The following is a 17376-nucleotide window of genomic DNA, read 5'->3' as shown; positions in this document are numbered from 1 at the left end:
TTCCTTATTTACTTCAGATACATTGTGACTCGACTTCCTTGTTTCTGGATCATTCCGCCAATCCAAGAGAGTGCTCGCATCTCGTATAGTAGCCCTTCGCAGTGAAATTTTCTTATTCATGAGATTTTATTCTTTGGATACAACATCGTATCTTTCTAGTTATTGCCAACGATTAAGTCTGCAACTCTATCCGCGCCAAAGCCATCTACAATTTTAGAGCTTTCTATACTAGCCGTACCCATCCAATCTAAAGCACTATTTATCTCACTAGCAATATCAGCAATATTATCTACAAATCGAACTGCCCTTACAGTAGACAAGGCCTGTGCAATTTCACGTTGATTTTCAGCAACAACCAACAGAATAGTAGGCAACCCCAAACAGCACCTCTCCCATGAGGTTGACCCCGCAGCCCCTATGGCCAGATCGCAATTAGCCATCAGCTCAGCCATATTGTTTACACCAATTTTTACATTTGCTGTAAATGGCAACACACCCGCTATGCGCTTAACCTCTCTAGCCCAAGGCGCAGTCGACCCCATTACAATGGTGACAGAACAACCCTTTGGCAAAAGACAATTTTGTAGCACCTGCAACACTTGACATGTGAGGTTGTCATTATCCACACCTCCCATGTTTACCAGTATATTATTTAGTTTTCTCGATTGTCGTCTTAAAAGGCTAAAATCACGCCAAAGTTGGAATTCTCTTCTCAACAGCGAATATTCTGTGCCACATAATAGTTGGCATTCATTGGAAACGTGAGACGAATAATTTTCTTTGCTTCTTTTATACGTTTGATCAAGCAATAAATCACATTCGTGTTTTCTGTTTGCCAAGTCATCTATTACCATTAATTTGCAACAATGGCTCCGCATTTGTTGTTCCCAAACAATATCCAAGGCATAATGATCTACTATTAACCAGTCTGCTTGTTCGTCATTTAATGCAACAATACATTCTTCTGCATCATCAGCCTGAGTGACACCAAGCCAGGCAGCGTAATCAGTATCAGATAGCTCTTTAATCTCTGTATTAGGTAACTCCAAGAGTGAAACTGTATAACCCTTCTCCTCTATATACGATGCAAGATGACCACTATGGGAACGAACTATAAAATGACAGGTTTCTCCTCGTGCTGATAGCGCTTCAGACAATGCCAAACATCGCATAATGTGCCCAGCACCTATAACATCAGAAGAGTCCACACGAAAAACTATTCGCATTAGTTTAAACGCTTAAAAGCGCTATGACATACTGGCCCCTTAAGTAGCGAATACACATCACGCCCCTCTTCGCAGTCTCCAATCAGTTCAAAAACAGATTCAAGAGCCTCAATATACCCATTGACGATTTCAGGAACATGCTCCGTACAAACATAAGTGCTCGTGCCAGCCAAGTAGCCCTTGGATAACATTTCCTGTGTTATTAATGTTTTATATGCTAGTGAATTTTTATTATTAAATGAAAAGCTGGTTAGTGCTGGTATACCAGAATGAGTTATGGACAGCCCATACTTATCAGCTAATGATTGCCAATACCTACTAATAGTTAAACCTGTTTCAGTAATTTTCCACCATGAATTTGTTTTCTCCATCACCTCTAAGGCTTTTAATGCAGCTGACGGGCCTATGCGCTCTGTCCAAAATGTACTACTAATAAACGTGCTCTGAGCTGCTTCCATAATATCGCGTTTTCCTATTACAGCTGTAATAGCATAACCATTACCCAAGGCTTTACCAAAAATCGCCACATCTGGCTCCACCCCATATTTTTTATGTATCCCCCCAAATGTCTCACGAAATCCTGAAGTACACTCATCAAATATCAACACAACACCATTGTCAGTAGCCAGCTTTCTGACCTTATGAAGAAAGTCATCTTTGGGTTCTTGATTACGAATGACCTCCATCTTAATTACACCTATGTCATTATTAATCACTAGCTCTTCCAATTGTTCAAAATTGTTATAGCTAAATGGCAATACTGAGCCCTTTAAGTCACGAGGGACTCCCTTAGGCTCTAAACCGGGAAGCAAATGCCCGTCGAGGTTTTTATCGTCAGACAAATTGGCAGAAAGATACCAATCGTGCCAGCCGTGATACCCACAAATAGCAACTTTATCCCTTCCAGAAGCCGCGCGGGCAATGCGTATTGCAATAGAATTCGCTTCTCCTCCTGAGCGGGCGAAGCGGACCATATCAGCCCATGGGTGAAGTTCTACCAATTTCTCCGCAAGAAACACCTCTTCAGAGCAGTTAAGTGTGGACATGTTGCCGGCCTTAACAGCCCCAAGCACAGCTTCATCAACCGCGGGATGCCCATAACCCAAGATATTGGTACCAACCCCCATGATACTCATATCAATATATTCTTTTCCGTCCAGGTCCCAAACATGGCAACCCTTTGCCTTACTATAATAAGCGGGCCACTGTTCAGGCAAAAACATCTCAGCCCGCTTTGAAAGCAGCATGTTGCCACCAGGAATTACTTGCTTGGCACGTAGCCACAACTTCTGACCGGTACCCATAGCTGCTCCTTGATTACGAAGAATTTGTTGATTCGCTGAAAATAATTCTGGTGATCGGCGCTGAAGCCCCAATACTTCTTTCCAATCGAAATAAATGTTAGGCCAGAAATGATCAAAAACATTACTTACTACTTCAAAGTCAGCAGGCTCATCTACAGTCCAGCGTAAATTAGAGACATCTTCATCATTAACCACTCCGGATATCTTAAAGCGGCCTGATTCACGTATAAAGGGTGTTACATGTTCATGATCGTAAATCTCATCCGTTGCTTCTAATGCGTACTCAAGAGACTCCCTTTTAATCACTTCCACATCCAAACCGTCTGGATAAGTCGGCTGCAAAATATTTGAAAAATAATCGATATTATATTTTTTAAATTCTAGGACACATTTATCAATTAAGCCGGGATCGATTAAAGGGCAATCACCTGTGATACGGACCACAACATCAGCATCGTGAGCTCTTGCTGCCTGCACATATCTATCTAATACATCATTCTCACTGCCTTGCTCACAACAATACCCTAATTTTTTTACGTGCTCTACAAGAGGTTGGTTATTTTTATCTACCGAGGTAGCAACTACAATTTCATTGACCTCTTTTGATTTAGATAAGCGCTTTAACAAAAGCTCTATCATTGGCACACCATTGATAGTTTTCATCACCTTGTTGGGCAAACGAGTTGAACCGATGCGCGCTTGAATAATTGCTACAACTTTCACTTCAACTTCCACTTAGAGGGATTTATAAATGCCGGATCTCTAACAGAAAGAAACTTAAAATCAACCACATCAATATTAATATCAGTGGCTGCGACAATCTCTCGTAGTTGATCTAAATTATTCACACCCACAACGACCTTATCGACTTCTTTAATATTAGAGACAAAACCCAAAGCAAGCTGTAAAACAGTTATATCTCTATCTAGTGCCGCCTGGTGGAACCCTGAAAGCATATTTCTAATGGGTGAAAACCATGAGTCAATTTTATCCAATGGCATAAGCAGCAGGCCTTGTAAAAAAGCACTTCTCGCATGTATCTCAATATTTTTATTTTTCAACTTAGTCAAGTGACCACTCTCAATCAAACGCTGGTCTAAAATATTCAATGGCAATTGAACCAAATCGATAGAACAGCACTCCAAAAGCTTGTCTATTTGCCCGCTACAATACAAAGAGACACCAACTTTATTAACCAGCCCCTGATCTTTAAGCTTCTCCATACAACTAATCAACCGCCACCCACCTGGCTTAAACAAATCGTCACATGCATGGACAAGCAACCCATACAGGCTCGACTTCCCAAGCTTCTCACGCGAGTTATCAAGACTTGCCTTAAGCGTATCTAAGTCTTTTTGAGTAATTTCTGCTGACTTAAAGTGAGGGGTCTTAGTGACAATTTCCCAATTATCACCACATTGATGAATGGTGCTCCCAAGAATCTCTTCAGAAGAGCCATAAGCCATAGCAGTGTCTAAAGTACTAATGCCATGGGAAAAAGCATAAGTTAGAATTTCCTCTACTTCATTAAGATTAGTTTGCCCGGATGTGTTAGATACACCATAGGCCATACCAAACTGGACAGTGCCTAATGCAATCTTATTTTTCAAGGCGAAAACTATCCGATAGCATTCCCAACTGCCACAAACCTTCTCTTCCTGAGCCCGTTTCTACATGACTCTTTAAAAAACCTTCAACCTCATAACCAACTCGTTCAAAAGCCTTTTTTGACCCAAGATTGCTCTCGTAACAACCTGCAGAAACTTTCTTTAACCCTAATTCATTAAAAGCATATTTAGTTATTTCGCGTATAGCTTCGGTCGCGAACCCCTTCCCCCACTCTTGTTTATCACCCAGCATTAGACCGACGATGCCCCGGCTATGGTATGAGTCAATTGAATCAAGCTTGATATTTCCTATATGTTTGTCGCTATCTTTAAGGTATATACCTAAAAATATCGTGGAATCATCCGCCTGCAAGCGCCTCACAAATCCTGCAACGTCTTCGAAATTATGCTCAATAAAACGAGACTCTAAGTAACGGTTAACTTCAGGATCGTTAAGCCAAGAGACATACTCTAAAGAAACACCATCGACTGTCATAGCGCGCAGAATTAGCCGCTCAGTTATTAATCTAATAAGAGCCATTCCTATCACTCATACACAAGAACCTCACAAATCAAATAAGCCCCTCAACCGATTGACTACCTTAGGAAAGAACTATGCCAAAACAATGTCTATAATTTCATCTGCCACAAACTTCACTTGATCATCTGTCAACCCATAATATATCGGGATAGACAAAGCCTTATTGTAATATGACTGAGTAACAGGGTAGTCTTCCCTCTTAAAACCTAGCTTCGCATAATATGGCTGAAAAGGAACTGGGATGTAGTGAACTTGTGTACCTATGTTTTTCTCGAATAGATCTCTCATAACCTGGCCTCTAGCACGGCCAACTTTCTCAAAATCTATCTCTAATACATACAAATGCAGTGACGTATTGTATCTATCATGCTTCTGCTTAACCGTGATGCTATCTACTCCTTCGAAAAGCTCATCATACATTGCAGCTATTTCTTTTCTTCTGGCTAAAAAAGGCTCTGCTTTCTTTAGTTGAGATAGGACAAGTGCAGATTGGAAGTCTGTAAGCCTATAATTAAACCCAAGCTCTTGCATCTCGTAATACCACGGATTAAGCTTCCCATCATAAAGAGCGTCATCTGGATAATACAGCACATCACTATCTGCAACACTCACACCAGGCAGGTCGAAATTTCCTTTACAAATACCATGACTCCTTAGACGCAGTAATTTACGATATATTTTTTCATTGTTAGTTGTAATTACACCGCCTTCTCCTGATGTAACCCCTTTAACAGGGTGTAGAGAAAAAACTGTCATATCAGAATATTGACAATTTCCTACCCGCCCCCCTTCTGGGTAAGTAGCACCAAATGCATGCGCCGCATCCTCAATAACGGGGGCATCATATGAATCTGCAATTTCACATATTTTTACCATATCACATGGCAATCCTGCGAAGTGGACTGGAATAATTCCATCAAGCTTACGGGTAGATTGTAGCTTTTCTTCAAGGTAACCCGTTGACATATTTAGTGTCTCTGGATCAATATCACAAAAATTCGGTTGTCCCCCTGCATAAAGAATACTATTCGCGCTTGCAACAAATGTATTGGCTGTGGTGTAAACATGACATCCTGATGTTATACCGGCTGCAATGCACGCTAAATGCAATCCGGCAGTTCCGCTCGAAACAGCAACAGCAAACGTCGCTCCAGTATAATCGGCAACTGCTTGCTCAAACTCTGCCACCTTAGGCCCCTGTGTTAGCCTCCCTTCGCGTAGCACTTTCACTACCGACTCAATATCATCTTCGTCTAAATAATGCTTACCATATGGGATCATAATTTAAAAAGTTCCAGAACATTATTAATCAGCCAAATTAAATCTATCGCCAAACAAAGGATAAATAATTATGCAACAATATCCTCATACACTCCGAATCGTTTAATCGTGCCATTTTCCAATTCAACTACCTGATCACATTTCTTAAGAGTCGTTAATCGATGGGCCACGATAAGAATGGTGGTTTCTCCAGCAATATTATCAATAGTATCCATAACAGCCTGCTCGGTCTCATTATCCAAAGCACTCGTGGCTTCATCAAATACGATAACATCAGCTTGCTTATAAAGCGCACGTGCTATACCTATTCGCTGACGCTGCCCACCGGAAAGGCGCATTCCTCTTTCACCAACAATTGTCTCGTATTGTGACTTCCAAGATTCGATTGTTTCAGCTATCTGAGCTTGTCTAGCAGCCTGACAAACGCGCTCAAGATCAATCTGCTCTACAGGAACCCCGAATGCAATATTTTCAGCAATTGTTGCATCTGACAGGAAAATTGCCTGCGGAACATGTGCAATATGCGCTTGCCAACTTCGATAATTTTCCTCTGTTATTGGTTTGTCATCAATAGTTAACGTTCCTGTTACCGGGTGGAGTAACCCCATGACAATATCAAGCAATGTGCTTTTTCCACTACCAGTGGAGCCTATAAAACCGACCCTACTACCTTTACGTATTTCAATATTTAGGCCGCGCAGTACCCATGGTGCGTCTGAAGCATAACGAAAACCAAGGTCATTTATTTTAATACTACGCTCAAAAGATAACGGTGGTTGCGCAAAAGCACCCGTATAATTGGGCAGCGGCTGTTCAATTAAACTCAAAATATCTACCAATACAATCTGAGCGGTTCGCATTGAAGACAAATTAGCATAGATCAACTGCAGGGCAGGCAGAAGACGTTGAGCTCCCACAACAAAAGCCCCTAAAACCGGAAGCACGTCTATCAATCCACCACTGCTTCCAACCAAACTGAAAGCGATTACTGCTATTAGCACCATACTTAACGATTCAATGCCATAACGAGGAGTCAAACTAATAACTTGGCTATTAGCTTGAGCGCGCCGCATTGACACATCAACCGTACGAAACGATTTACAGTATGTGGATTGAGCACCATCGATGAGTATATCCCTAATTCCTCCTAACCCCTCCTGTACAATCTTTACAACTTGATTACCCCCATCACTAATACGATGACTGTAGATCAACAGTCTTTTCTTGGTCACCCAGACTATTACCCCATAAATCGTTCCAAAACCTAATATTCCACTCAATGCTATTATAGGACTGATAGAAATTAACGTCGCCAAAATTGCCACCATAAGCAATACGGAACCAGTCATCATTAATACTGGCAAGACAATCCCAGCAACAACCTGATTAGTTTTACTTGTAACTGCAGCAATAACTTCACTACTATTACGTGCAACATGAACAGAGTAAGGCTGGAATAAAGTGCGGCGATAAACTTGATAGCTGAGATCGGCGCCTATAGCTTGCCCAAGCCGTGCCTGCCCCCAAAGCATTGCGATTCGCATCACTCCCGATACAACAGCAGCCAGGGCAAAAATAACTGTAATAGGTAATACAAGTTGCTGTGGCGCAGTTAACTCTAAAACTTTAATTAAAGGTTGAGCCAGCTCATGTGAAAATACTGTCTCTGGTTTAGAAAGAACTGCTAAAAAAGGTAGAACCGCGCCAATAGCCACCACTTCTGTAAAAGACGTAATAACCACAAGAGCAAATAACAGTCCGAGTTGTTTACGCCGACGCGGCGCAACATGAACCCATAATCTTTTGAGAAGAGGAGAAAGTTTCACTTTATGACAACCAGTTGAGTTAAAGAGGTAATACACCACACATATCCTTTCACTGACTCCTCAGAAGAATTAGGCAAATCAGTGTATAACCTAAAATGTGTATTACTATATTTTCTCTTCACTTGTATGTTGTTAACTACCGTTCCGTTATTACGAAGTGGTCCTACCCACGAATAGTGGACACGGTAAAATTCTTAAATTTCTGTTCATATTCAACCGGACTGGTATAACCAATGGCGGAATGCCGTCTGACTCGATTATAGAACAGCTCAATATATTCGAAGATTCCTGCCCTGGCTTCTTCAACATTTGTGTAATTCTCCGCTTAAACGAGCTCAACCTTCAAACGACTGAAGAATGACTCCATCACAGCATTGTCCCAGCAGTCACCTTTGCGGCTCATGCTGCACCGCACACCGTTCTCTTCCAGAGCCGCCTGATACTCATGCCCGCGGTACTGTACGCCTCGATCTGAGTGCAGCATTAGATTACCCTGAATGTCTCGCCTGGACACGGCCATATTAAAGGCCTCCAAAATAAGCCCCTCGCGCATATGCGTATCCAGTGCCCAGCCAATGACTCTGCGTGAATACAGGTCCAGCACAACTGCTAAATAAACCCAGACTCTACCCACCTTGATATAGGTGATATCTGACACCCATTTCCGGTTGGGTGCATTCGTCTCAAATCGCCGCCCCAGCAGGTTGTCGCTGACATTGGTTTTGGATTCAATGCGCGCACGGTATTTGAAGCCTTTGCCATTTCGAGCCCTGAGGCCTTTTTCCTTGAGTAGCATGGCGACATGATTCAGGCTGCAGTCGATTCCCTGTTCGTTCAGCTCTACGGTAAGCCTGGGGGCACCATAGCGTCGCTTGAAGCCATGATAGGTGGCTTCAACGGCATCGCACACCAAATCTCTGCGTTGTCGGCGTTGGCTGACCGGGCGTTTTAACCAGGCATAGTATCCAGAACGGGACACCCCCAGCAACTGACACATCATATTGATGTGGAATTCGTCACGTAATGACTGGATTAGGGCGTACTTTACTTGTCTTCCTTGGCAAAGTACGCCGTCGCTTTTTTTAGGAAGTCACGCTCCTCTTTGAGTTTGGAGACTTCCTTTTTCAGCCGACGAATCTCCTCGGCTTCTTCTTTTGAATAGTCCACACCATCCACCTTTTTGAATTGACCCTTGGATAGCTTACTGAATTGAGTCCGCCAGTTGTAGATTTGCCCGGGATGAATCCCCAGCTCTTTGGCTACATCGGTGGCTGTTCGGTCTGGCAGGTTTGCAAGACGAACCGCCTCTTTACGGAATGCTTCAGAATATGCGTTGGTTTTCATTCTAGCCATAGTGACACGTCTCATTAGATATTATTGCATTAATGATGTGTGTCTACTTTTCGTGGGTAGGTCGGGAAGCTAACGTATCCACATTTACTGATACACAGCTATCGCGCCCGAGTAATTTCAGCAACACAATGGCCCGTTCTTCTCCATTTTTGGTTTGAAAAACACCTTTAAGGCCTGCAAAGGGCCCTTCTATAATTTCAACAGTATCGCCAGCTTTCCAATCAGGATGATTTGCACACTGATCCAAAAAGCAATGCTCCTGCGACCTGATTGCTTCAATCACTTGTTCCGGCATAACTGCAGTTTTTTCACCGAATCGAACCAAGTTCTGAACACCTAGTGTCGAACGGATGGGAGAAAAATCATCCTCACCTACTTCGAGCTTAACAAACAGATAACGAGGAAACAGGGGCTCGACGATTTGACACCAACGCTGCTTGCGACGTTTAGATATGGTTATTTTGGGGCAGTAGGCTGTGTAACCCTGCCGCTCCAGATTTTCTGAAGCCACTGACTCTTTACGTGGCTTGGTTTGAACTACAAACCATTGCTGATGTGCTTCTATCATTCCCCCTCCTCAGCTAAATTGATCAAAGCGGCTTCTTCACGAAGTGCTTCGATTTCTTTAACTAGTTCATCATATTCCTGTTGCTTGAGGCGCAGAAACTTTAATGTCATACGTGCTTTTTCATCAAGTCCTTTGGTCGTCAACAAATAGACATAACCTAACTTTTTTTTATTGCGGCGAAAATTACGCGTTTTAATCCAACCCTTTTCTATCAGGGCATTAAGACAGTAATTTGTTTTGCCTAGACTGATCCCCAACTCACTAGCCAATGCGCGTTGTGTGAGATTCGGGTTCTGCTCGAGTAATTTGAGCAGTTGATAGCGAGTTTCGTCGTTTAAGATCAAAGTAACAGTGGGTCAGTAGGGTCAGTAGGGTCAGTAGGGTCAGTAGGGTCAGTAGGGTCAGTAGGGTCAGTAGGGTCAGTAGTGTCAGTAAACGGTAGTCGGTAACCCACTAATTAAAGAAACAGCTCAAAAAGGCACGCTACCGCCCTGCTTCACCCCAAATCAGGTTCAACATAATCCAGAATCAAGGTTTCAGTTGGTAACCCCTGACTACTGACAACTGCACACTAAAAGCCGACAACACGATATATCGACATACAGTGCGTACCAATAGGCGCAATCATTCTGTTCAGCCAGTGAACAAAAACCCATTCTAGATAGGAAAATCAAGCATGTAAAGGGAAGTTTAGGGAGGGGCAGCGAATATTTTTGTCTGCCGGCGGTCTTCTATTACCGCCCGTACACATCCTCGAACCGGACGATATCGTCTTCACCCAGGTAACTCCCCGATTGCACCTCGATCAAGTCAAGTGGGATGGTCCCCGGATTCTCCAATCGATGTGTCACCCCAATCGGTATATACGTCGACTGATTCTCAGTCAACAAAACCTGTTTTTCACCGCAGGTCACCTTTGCAGTGCCTCGCACCACCACCCAATGCTCGGCGCGATGATGGTGCATCTGTAACGACAGCGAGGCACCGGGCTTGACGGTGATCCGTTTAACCTGAAACCGGTCACCGCCATCAATGGATTCATAGCAGCCCCACGGTCGATAGACCTTCCGATGGCTTTGATGATGGCTGCGCTGGTCCCCTTTCAGGCTCTCCACCAGTTTCTTCACGTCTTGGGCATGGTCCTTTGCCGCCACCATGACCGCGTCGGCGGTTTCGACCACGATGACATCGTCCAGGCCGGCGGTGGCCAGGAGGCGGTATTCGGAAATCAGCAGGCTGTTTTTTGTGTTGTGGGTGTAGACGTCACCCTTGATGACATTGCCATCGTCACCCTTGTCACTTACCTCCCAGAGGCTGGACCAGGAGCCTACGTCGGACCATTGGGCGTTTAGAGGGATAACGGCCGCGTTGAAGGGCGTGTTCTTCACCCCCTCACCCCCGCCCTCTCCCCCATGGCGGAGAGGGGGTAAGGCGGTGATTCTTTCCATTACGGCGTAGTCGATGGAGTCGCTGGGACAGGCCTCGAAGCTGTTGTGGTCGACCCGGTAGAAGTCCACATCCTCGCGCCCCTTTTCGCAGGCCTCTTTGCAGGCCGCCGCCATTTTGGGCTGATGTTTTTCGATGGCCGCCAGCCAGACCGAGGCGCGCATCATGAACATGCCGCTGTTCCAGAGGTATTGGCCAGAATCCAGATATGTTTCTGCAGTGGCCTGGTCGGGTTTTTCCACGAATTGGGCAATCTGGCTTGCGCCGCCGCCGAGAGCTTCGCCCTTTTTGATATACCCATAGCCGGTTTCCGGTGCGTCAGGGACGATACCGAAGGTGACCAGGTAATTGTCGCTGGCCAGTTTGGCGCCCTGCAGGATGGCCTGCTGGAAGGCCTCGACGCTCTGGATCACATGATCCGCCGGCATAACCAGCAGGATGGGATCGTCGCCGCCTCGAACCGCCGCCAGGGCGGCCAGGGTCAGGGCCGGGGCAGTATTGCGACCTACCGGCTCGAGGATGATCTTTTCGAAGGGCTGACTGATTTGGCGCAGTTGTTCGGCGATGAGGAAGCGGTGTTCTTCGTTGGCGATGATCAGCGGGGCTTTGACTGAGAACGTTTCAGCGGGATTGGCCGCCCTTTCTTCCAATCCATCCAGGCGGAGCACGGTGTCTTGCAGCAGGGTGTTTTCTCCACACAGAGCGATCAATTGTTTCGGATAGTGTTCGCGGGAGAGTGGCCACAGGCGGGTGCCGGAGCCGCCGCTCAGAATTACGGGTTGAATATCCATCTTTATAAAGCTTTCATTTATGCTGCGCAGCCAATCTTTGTGCCGGTAAGCGTCAGTATTTTACAGCAACAACCGCGATTTTTGTTGTTTTACTGACGCATTTCTTGGTAACACCCCCTTCCCATCCCTCTGCATGGGTGACGTATTAAATGGAGTATATTAGAGTTTATTAAATCTCGCCCAGCTCTCCCCTGGCCCCAAGCACTCTAGTTATCCATCCCCGAGCATCTCAAACAGGAGACCAAAAAAAACGCCATGCACTCGGCATGGCGTTTGGGTCATCATGGAAATACGACTATTTGCTTTCGTCTGAAAACGAGAGTTTGTCGCGGATCTTTTCAACGGTCTTTTCACCGATACCGGAGACCTCGGTCAACTCATCGGCGTTACGAAATGGACCGTGCTCTTCACGGTGTTTCACGATCGCCTTGGCCTTGGTCGGGCCGATGCCGACTAACTCACTCGCTAGCACCTGCTCGTCGGCCTGGTTGATGTCGATCGTATCTGCCGCCTGTGCCGTGAAGGCAGCAAACATCAGCGCGACAGCCATAACAATATGCTTAAACATAAAACCCCCTTTATTATTTTGAATGTTAGTGCCTACTTAATTATGCATTTTTTTAATGCAGTTTTAGGATGCACAATCTGTGATGATTGGTCAATATGTTGATCGGGGGGATTTGGGGCGATTTGCCGCCCATTTAAATTTCCCCTGGTTCGAAGGGTGCCTACCAAAGCCCTTCCCCTCCTAACATGGGTACCCACATCAATCTTGGCGCGGTCATTCCCCTTTGAAAAAAGCGGGCGGGGAATTTAACAGTCGAGTCAGATTCCTCAAATCCCCCTCACTCCCCCTTTTCCAAAGGGGGAGGCGGGTTGTCACGCCTTAGCAGAGTTATGTGGATTCATCGCCTGGCAGAGGAACAAGTTACGCCATCCTTCCTGGCCCCTCTTTTGCGAAGAGGGGGACTGGTTGGGCGCGCCCTGTTATCGAGACACAGCGATTTGTTGTTGGATATGTTCGAAGGCGGCGACCGGATCAGTCGCCTGAGTGATGGGACGGCCGATGACCAGGTAGCTGGCGCCGGCCTGGAGCGCCTGTTCCGGCGTCATGATCCGGCGTTGATCGCCGCTGTCGGCCCCGGCCGGTCGGACACCCGGGGTGACTAGCTTGAACCCGGCACCGAATTCGTCGCGCAGTTTGGCGGCCTCTTGCGCGGAACACACCAGGCCGTCCAGCCCGGATTGATGCGCCAGGCGCGCCAGGCGCATGACCTGATCCGCCGGGTCGGTGAACAAACCGATTTCGGTCAGCTCGTCGGCGGACATGCTGGTCAGCACGGTGACGGCGATCAGCAGGGGACGATGCCGCCCTGCGTCGATGGCCTCGCGCGCTGCTTCCATCATGCGCCGTCCGCCCGAGGCATGGACGTTGACCATCCAGACACCCAGCTCGGCGGCGGCACTGCAAGCGGCTGCCGTGGTATGGGGGATGTCGTGAAATTTGAGATCGAGGAAGACCTCAAAGCCCTTGGATTGCAACTGCTCCACCACAGCCGGCCCTGCGCGGGTGAATAGCTCCTTGCCCACTTTGAGACGACAGCGGTCGGGATCGAGACGTTCCGCCAGCTCGAGCGCCGGTGCCGCGCTGGGAAAATCGAGTGCGATGATGATGGGTTTATTATCGGCAGTCATTCTATTGTAGAGCGATTTGTCGAGCACAACGTCTAGATACTCGCCCCCCACTGAAACTCATGGATCGGCTTGATGCTCGACCACTTCTTACAGCTCGGACAGCACCAATGCATCTCCACCCCGGTAAAGCCGCAGCTGTTGCAACGATACACCGGCTTGTTGGCCAGCAGCTTGTCCAAGGATGCCTTGATCACCGCCAGATAACCCTTTTCGTCATTGACCTGGCCCAAGTCCAGCTCGAGCAGATATTGCACCCCGCGCAGCGAGGGCCGCTCCGTCACCTCGTGGCCGAGAAACGCCAAGGCAACATCCGCGCCTTCGTATTCCTGCAGCATGTGCGCGGCGGTCAACACCAGTTCGACGCCGTGATGATGGCGGATGATGCGCTTCAAATAGGTGACCATCTTTTCCCTTTGGCCGATGGCCTGATAACAGGTCTTTAATTCCTGCAGGATCTCGGACATGTATTCCGGCGCCTTGGATTCGAGCTTCTGATAGGCGGAAATGGCGGCGTCGTAATTGCCGCGCTGCTGCTCGATGCGGCCGCGAATCATAAAGGCGCGGCCGCAGCGCGGGTCTTCCTGCAATGCCTTGTCGAGCATGCGCTGGGCCTGGACCGGATCGTCCTTACGCCAGGCCTGCTCGGCCATTTCACAGTAGTAATGGGCGATCATCAGAGACTGGGGCTCGCCCAGGCAGGCGCTGATCTTGCGCGCCACATCAATGGCGCGAAACCATTCCTTTTCCTGTTGGTAGATATCGCGCAGCAGGCGCAGCGCGGCGAGGTTGCGTCCGTCCACGTCCACCAGTTCCAGGCATAGATTTTCCGCCCGATCCAGCAAACCGGCGCTGGTGTAATCCAGGGCCAGTTCCTGCAGGGCCTGACTGTAGAGCACGGCGCTCAGATTGGGACGATTGATTAGGTTCTGGTGCAGACGGATGGCGCGGTCGACCTCGCCGCGACGCCGGAACAGACTGCCCAGGGCCAGATGGATTTCGATGGTGGTGTCGTCCAACTCCGACAATTTCATAAATACGTCAATGGCCTTGTCGGGCTGTTCGTTGAGGATGAAGTTCAGCCCCTTGTAGTAATCCTGGGGCAGATTGGCGGCCGACTGCCGGGCCTTTTTTTGATATTCGCGCCGCGCCGCATACCAGCCGGAGGCCGCCGCGACAGGAAGGAGAAGCCAGAGCAGACTCAATTCCATTTTAATGGCTGTGCTGGGAGGGTGCGGCTTTCAAAGAGACGAGTTCGCTTTCTGCGCTTTTGGCGGATTTTTTCAGTCGGTGATTTTCCCGCTTCAATCTCAACACCATGCCAAAACTGGCGACGAATCCGAACAGGATACCCGCGGCGATGGCGATCACCAAGGCGATGGCCAGGGGGATTTCCGCTGAACCGAGGTAATAATCAATCTGGATGGATTGCGCATTGAGGGTGGTAAAGCTGATCACCACCGCGGCGAGAATGAATAAAAAGATGAGCCCAATTATTTTAGACATCTCTCCTCCCCTGGAAGAGAACCGAATCAACTGTCAACGATATCAACGCGCTCGATACTTTGGTTGACGCGTTCCCTGAGTTCTTTGCCGGGCTTGAAGTGAGGCACGTATTTGCCCGCCAGGGGCACCGACTCACCGGTTTTCGGATTCCGGCCCAGTCTGGGCGGACGATAATGGAGAGAAAAACTACCGAAGCCGCGAATCTCGATGCGTTCCCCTGTGGAGAGGTTCTGGGCCATTTGTTCAATCATGGTCTTGACCGCAAACTCCACGTCTTTATAGGTCAAGTGTTTCTGCCGCTGGGCCAATAAATCAATCAGCTCGGACTTTGTCATTATTGTCTTCCTCTAACAGTAAGGGGCCGTAACCCCTTGTAGATCATACAATATTGGCGCATCTTCGCTTGTTTGGCAACAGCTGTTTGAAAGAAAATCCCCCTGAAATCAACTTCCAGGGGGATTTACTGATTTTTTTAGTTTTGGGTTTCGATCTGTTCTTTCAGAAGGTCGCCCAACGTGGTTGCCCCACCTTCGGAAGCGCCGCTGTATTCCTTGATAGCTTCGGCTTCCTCATCACTGTCCTTGGCCTTGATGGACAGCATGATGGTGCGGTTTTTGCGATCAACGCCGGTAAACTTGGCTTCGACCTCGTCACCCACATTCAGCACATTGCGGGCGTCGGCGACATGTTCCTGCGACAGCTCGGAAGCGCGCAGCACACCGTCGACAGACTCGGCCAGATTCACCACTGCCATCTTGGCATCGACCTCGGTGACCTTTCCTTTAACAATGCTGCCCTTGGGATTGGCGGCCACGAAGAGTGAGAAGGGATCCTGATCCAGCTGCTTGACACCCAGCGAGATACGCTCGCGCTCGGGGTCGATGGCCAGAATCACGGCCTCGATCTCTTCGCCCTTGGTGTACTCACGCACAGCCTCTTCGCCGGCATCGTTCCAGGACAGATCGGACAAGTGCAGCAGACCGTCGATACCGCCTTCCAGACCGACGAATACGCCAAAGTCGGTGATGGACTTGATAGTGCCGCTGATCTTATCGCCCTTGTTGTGGGTGGCGGCGAAAGCGTCCCAGGGATTTTCCTGACACTGCTTCATGCCCAGCGAGATACGACGACGTTCTTCGTCGATATCCAGCACCATGACTTCCACTTCCTGGCCCACATGCACCACCTTGGAGGGATGGATGTTCTTGTTGGTCCAGTCCATTTCGGAGACGTGCACCAGACCTTCGACACCGCTCTCGATCTCGACGAAGCAGCCGTAGTCGGCGATGTTGGTGACCTTGCCGAACAGGCGCGAACCGACCGGATAACGGCGCGCGATATCTTCCCAGGGGTCCTCGCCCATCTGCTTCAAACCGAGGGAGACGCGATGACGTTCTTTGTCGAACTTGAGCACCTTGACTTCGATCTCGTCGCCCACGTTGACGATCTCAGACGGCTGACGCACCCGGCGCCAGGCCATGTCGGTGATGTGCAGCAGGCCGTCGATACCGCCCAGGTCGATGAAGGCGCCGTAGTCGGTCAGGTTCTTGACAATGCCCTTGACCACTTGGCCTTCCTGCAGGTTTTCCAGCAACTGCTCGCGTTCGGCGCTGGTTTCCTTCTCCACCACGGCGCGGCGTGAAACCACCACGTTGTTGCGCCGGCGGTCCAGCTTGACCACCTTGAATTCCAGATCCTTGCCTTCCAGGTGCGCCGCATCGCGCACCGGGCGCACATCCACCAGCGACCCGGGCAGGAAGGCGCGAATGCCGTTCAGCTCAACTGTATAGCCGCCTTTGACCTTGCCGGTCATGACACCGATGACGGCCTCGTCGGCGTCCATGGCCTTTTCCAGCACCGTCCAGGCGTGGGCGCGGACAGCCTTTTCGCGCGACAGGCGGGTCTCGCCGTAGCCGTCTTCCACGGCCTCCAGCGCCACCTCGATCTCGTCGCCGGGCTTGACGTCGATCTCACCGGCGTCGTTATAAAACTGTTCGGCGGGGATGGCACTGTCCGATTTCAGACCGGCGTTGACCACCACCATATTGGGGTCGACACTGACCACCATCGCCGTCAAAATTGTGCCGGGACGCATGCGCTCGTCGACCAGGCTTTCCTCTAACAGTTGTGCAAAGCTTTCGCTCATTCGTTTGTACCTTTAACCCTTCATCCCCCAATGGGATCGCGGGGCAGTTGTTGTTCCGCCGCAGCGGAGTGAATAAAAAAACGGCCTGA

14 protein-coding genes and 1 pseudogene are annotated in these 17376 nt (G+C 48.3%); 1 reads left to right on the top strand and 14 read right to left on the bottom strand.

Annotation, left to right across the window (positions count from 1 at the left end; all coding sequences use genetic code 11):
• Window positions 1-1225 precede the first annotated feature (1225 nt).
• The 4 genes from Tel_08575 to Tel_08560 all read right to left on the bottom strand — a co-directional run bounded on the left by Tel_08575 (window position 1226) and on the right by Tel_08560 (window position 5959).
• The gene (locus Tel_08575; GenBank protein ID ALP53206.1) at window positions 1226-3253 is read right to left on the bottom strand and encodes a glutamate-1-semialdehyde aminotransferase; all 2028 of its coding nucleotides are present in this window, start codon (window positions 3251-3253) and stop codon (window positions 1226-1228) included.
• Window positions 3250-4101: a hypothetical protein gene (locus Tel_08570; protein ALP53205.1), complete on the bottom strand. Its 852-nt coding sequence runs from the start codon at window positions 4099-4101 to the stop codon at window positions 3250-3252. Before Tel_08570 ends, Tel_08575 begins: the two co-directional genes overlap by 4 nt.
• Before the next feature lie 28 nt (window positions 4102-4129).
• Window positions 4130-4678 (bottom strand): hypothetical protein, encoded by a 549-nt coding sequence (locus Tel_08565; protein ALP53204.1) that lies wholly within the window; start codon window positions 4676-4678, stop codon window positions 4130-4132.
• A 72-nt stretch (window positions 4679-4750) separates the two neighbouring features.
• Complete coding sequence (locus Tel_08560; protein ALP53203.1) at window positions 4751-5959, bottom strand: UDP-4-amino-4,6-dideoxy-N-acetyl-beta-L-altrosamine transaminase; 1209 nt, start codon at window positions 5957-5959, stop codon at window positions 4751-4753.
• A gap of 161 nt (window positions 5960-6120) precedes the next feature.
• Here Tel_08560 and Tel_08555 point away from each other — a divergent pair, with 161 nt between their 5' ends.
• Window positions 6121-6330 carry a hypothetical protein gene (locus Tel_08555; GenBank protein ALP53202.1) on the top strand — a complete coding sequence of 70 codons (210 nt, stop codon included), beginning with the start codon at window positions 6121-6123 and terminating at the stop codon, window positions 6328-6330.
• A gap of 1618 nt (window positions 6331-7948) precedes the next feature.
• Here the strand turns inward: Tel_08555 and Tel_08550 are convergent.
• The 10 genes and pseudogenes from Tel_08550 to rpsA form a co-directional block, all read right to left on the bottom strand.
• Window positions 7949-8785, bottom strand: a pseudogene (locus tag Tel_08550) (transposase).
• 44 nt (window positions 8786-8829) lie between these two features.
• Entirely contained in the window at window positions 8830-9138 is a 309-nt protein-coding gene (locus Tel_08545) for a transposase (GenBank protein ALP53201.1), read from the bottom strand.
• 564 nt (window positions 9139-9702) lie between these two features.
• Complete coding sequence (locus Tel_08540) at window positions 9703-10047, bottom strand: MarR family EPS-associated transcriptional regulator (GenBank protein ALP54788.1); 345 nt, start codon at window positions 10045-10047, stop codon at window positions 9703-9705.
• Window positions 10048-10440: 393 nt separating this feature from the next.
• Entirely contained in the window at window positions 10441-11943 is a 1503-nt protein-coding gene (cpsB, locus tag Tel_08535; GenBank protein ALP53200.1) for a mannose-1-phosphate guanyltransferase, read from the bottom strand.
• Window positions 11944-12238: 295 nt separating this feature from the next.
• Complete coding sequence (locus Tel_08530; GenBank protein ID ALP53199.1) at window positions 12239-12511, bottom strand: hypothetical protein; 273 nt, start codon at window positions 12509-12511, stop codon at window positions 12239-12241.
• Between the two features lie 419 nt (window positions 12512-12930).
• Window positions 12931-13638, bottom strand: coding sequence for an orotidine 5'-phosphate decarboxylase (locus Tel_08525; GenBank protein ID ALP54787.1), 708 nt, complete (start codon window positions 13636-13638; stop codon window positions 12931-12933).
• A 32-nt stretch (window positions 13639-13670) separates the two neighbouring features.
• Complete coding sequence (locus Tel_08520; protein ALP53198.1) at window positions 13671-14846, bottom strand: hypothetical protein; 1176 nt, start codon at window positions 14844-14846, stop codon at window positions 13671-13673.
• A gap of 1 nt (window position 14847) precedes the next feature.
• Window positions 14848-15141: a hypothetical protein gene (locus Tel_08515; GenBank protein ALP53197.1), complete on the bottom strand. Its 294-nt coding sequence runs from the start codon at window positions 15139-15141 to the stop codon at window positions 14848-14850.
• Window positions 15142-15167: 26 nt separating this feature from the next.
• Complete coding sequence (locus tag Tel_08510; GenBank protein ALP53196.1) at window positions 15168-15476, bottom strand: integration host factor subunit beta; 309 nt, start codon at window positions 15474-15476, stop codon at window positions 15168-15170.
• Between the two features lie 137 nt (window positions 15477-15613).
• Complete coding sequence (gene rpsA, locus Tel_08505; protein ALP53195.1) at window positions 15614-17287, bottom strand: 30S ribosomal protein S1; 1674 nt, start codon at window positions 17285-17287, stop codon at window positions 15614-15616.
• Between the last annotated feature and the right edge of the window lie 89 nt (window positions 17288-17376).

Source organism: Candidatus Tenderia electrophaga (assembly GCA_001447805.1).
Lineage (GTDB): Bacteria > Pseudomonadota > Gammaproteobacteria > Tenderiales > Tenderiaceae > Tenderia > Tenderia electrophaga.
Note: the sequence above shows the minus strand (reverse complement) of the source record. Positions and strands in the feature narration are given on the sequence as shown.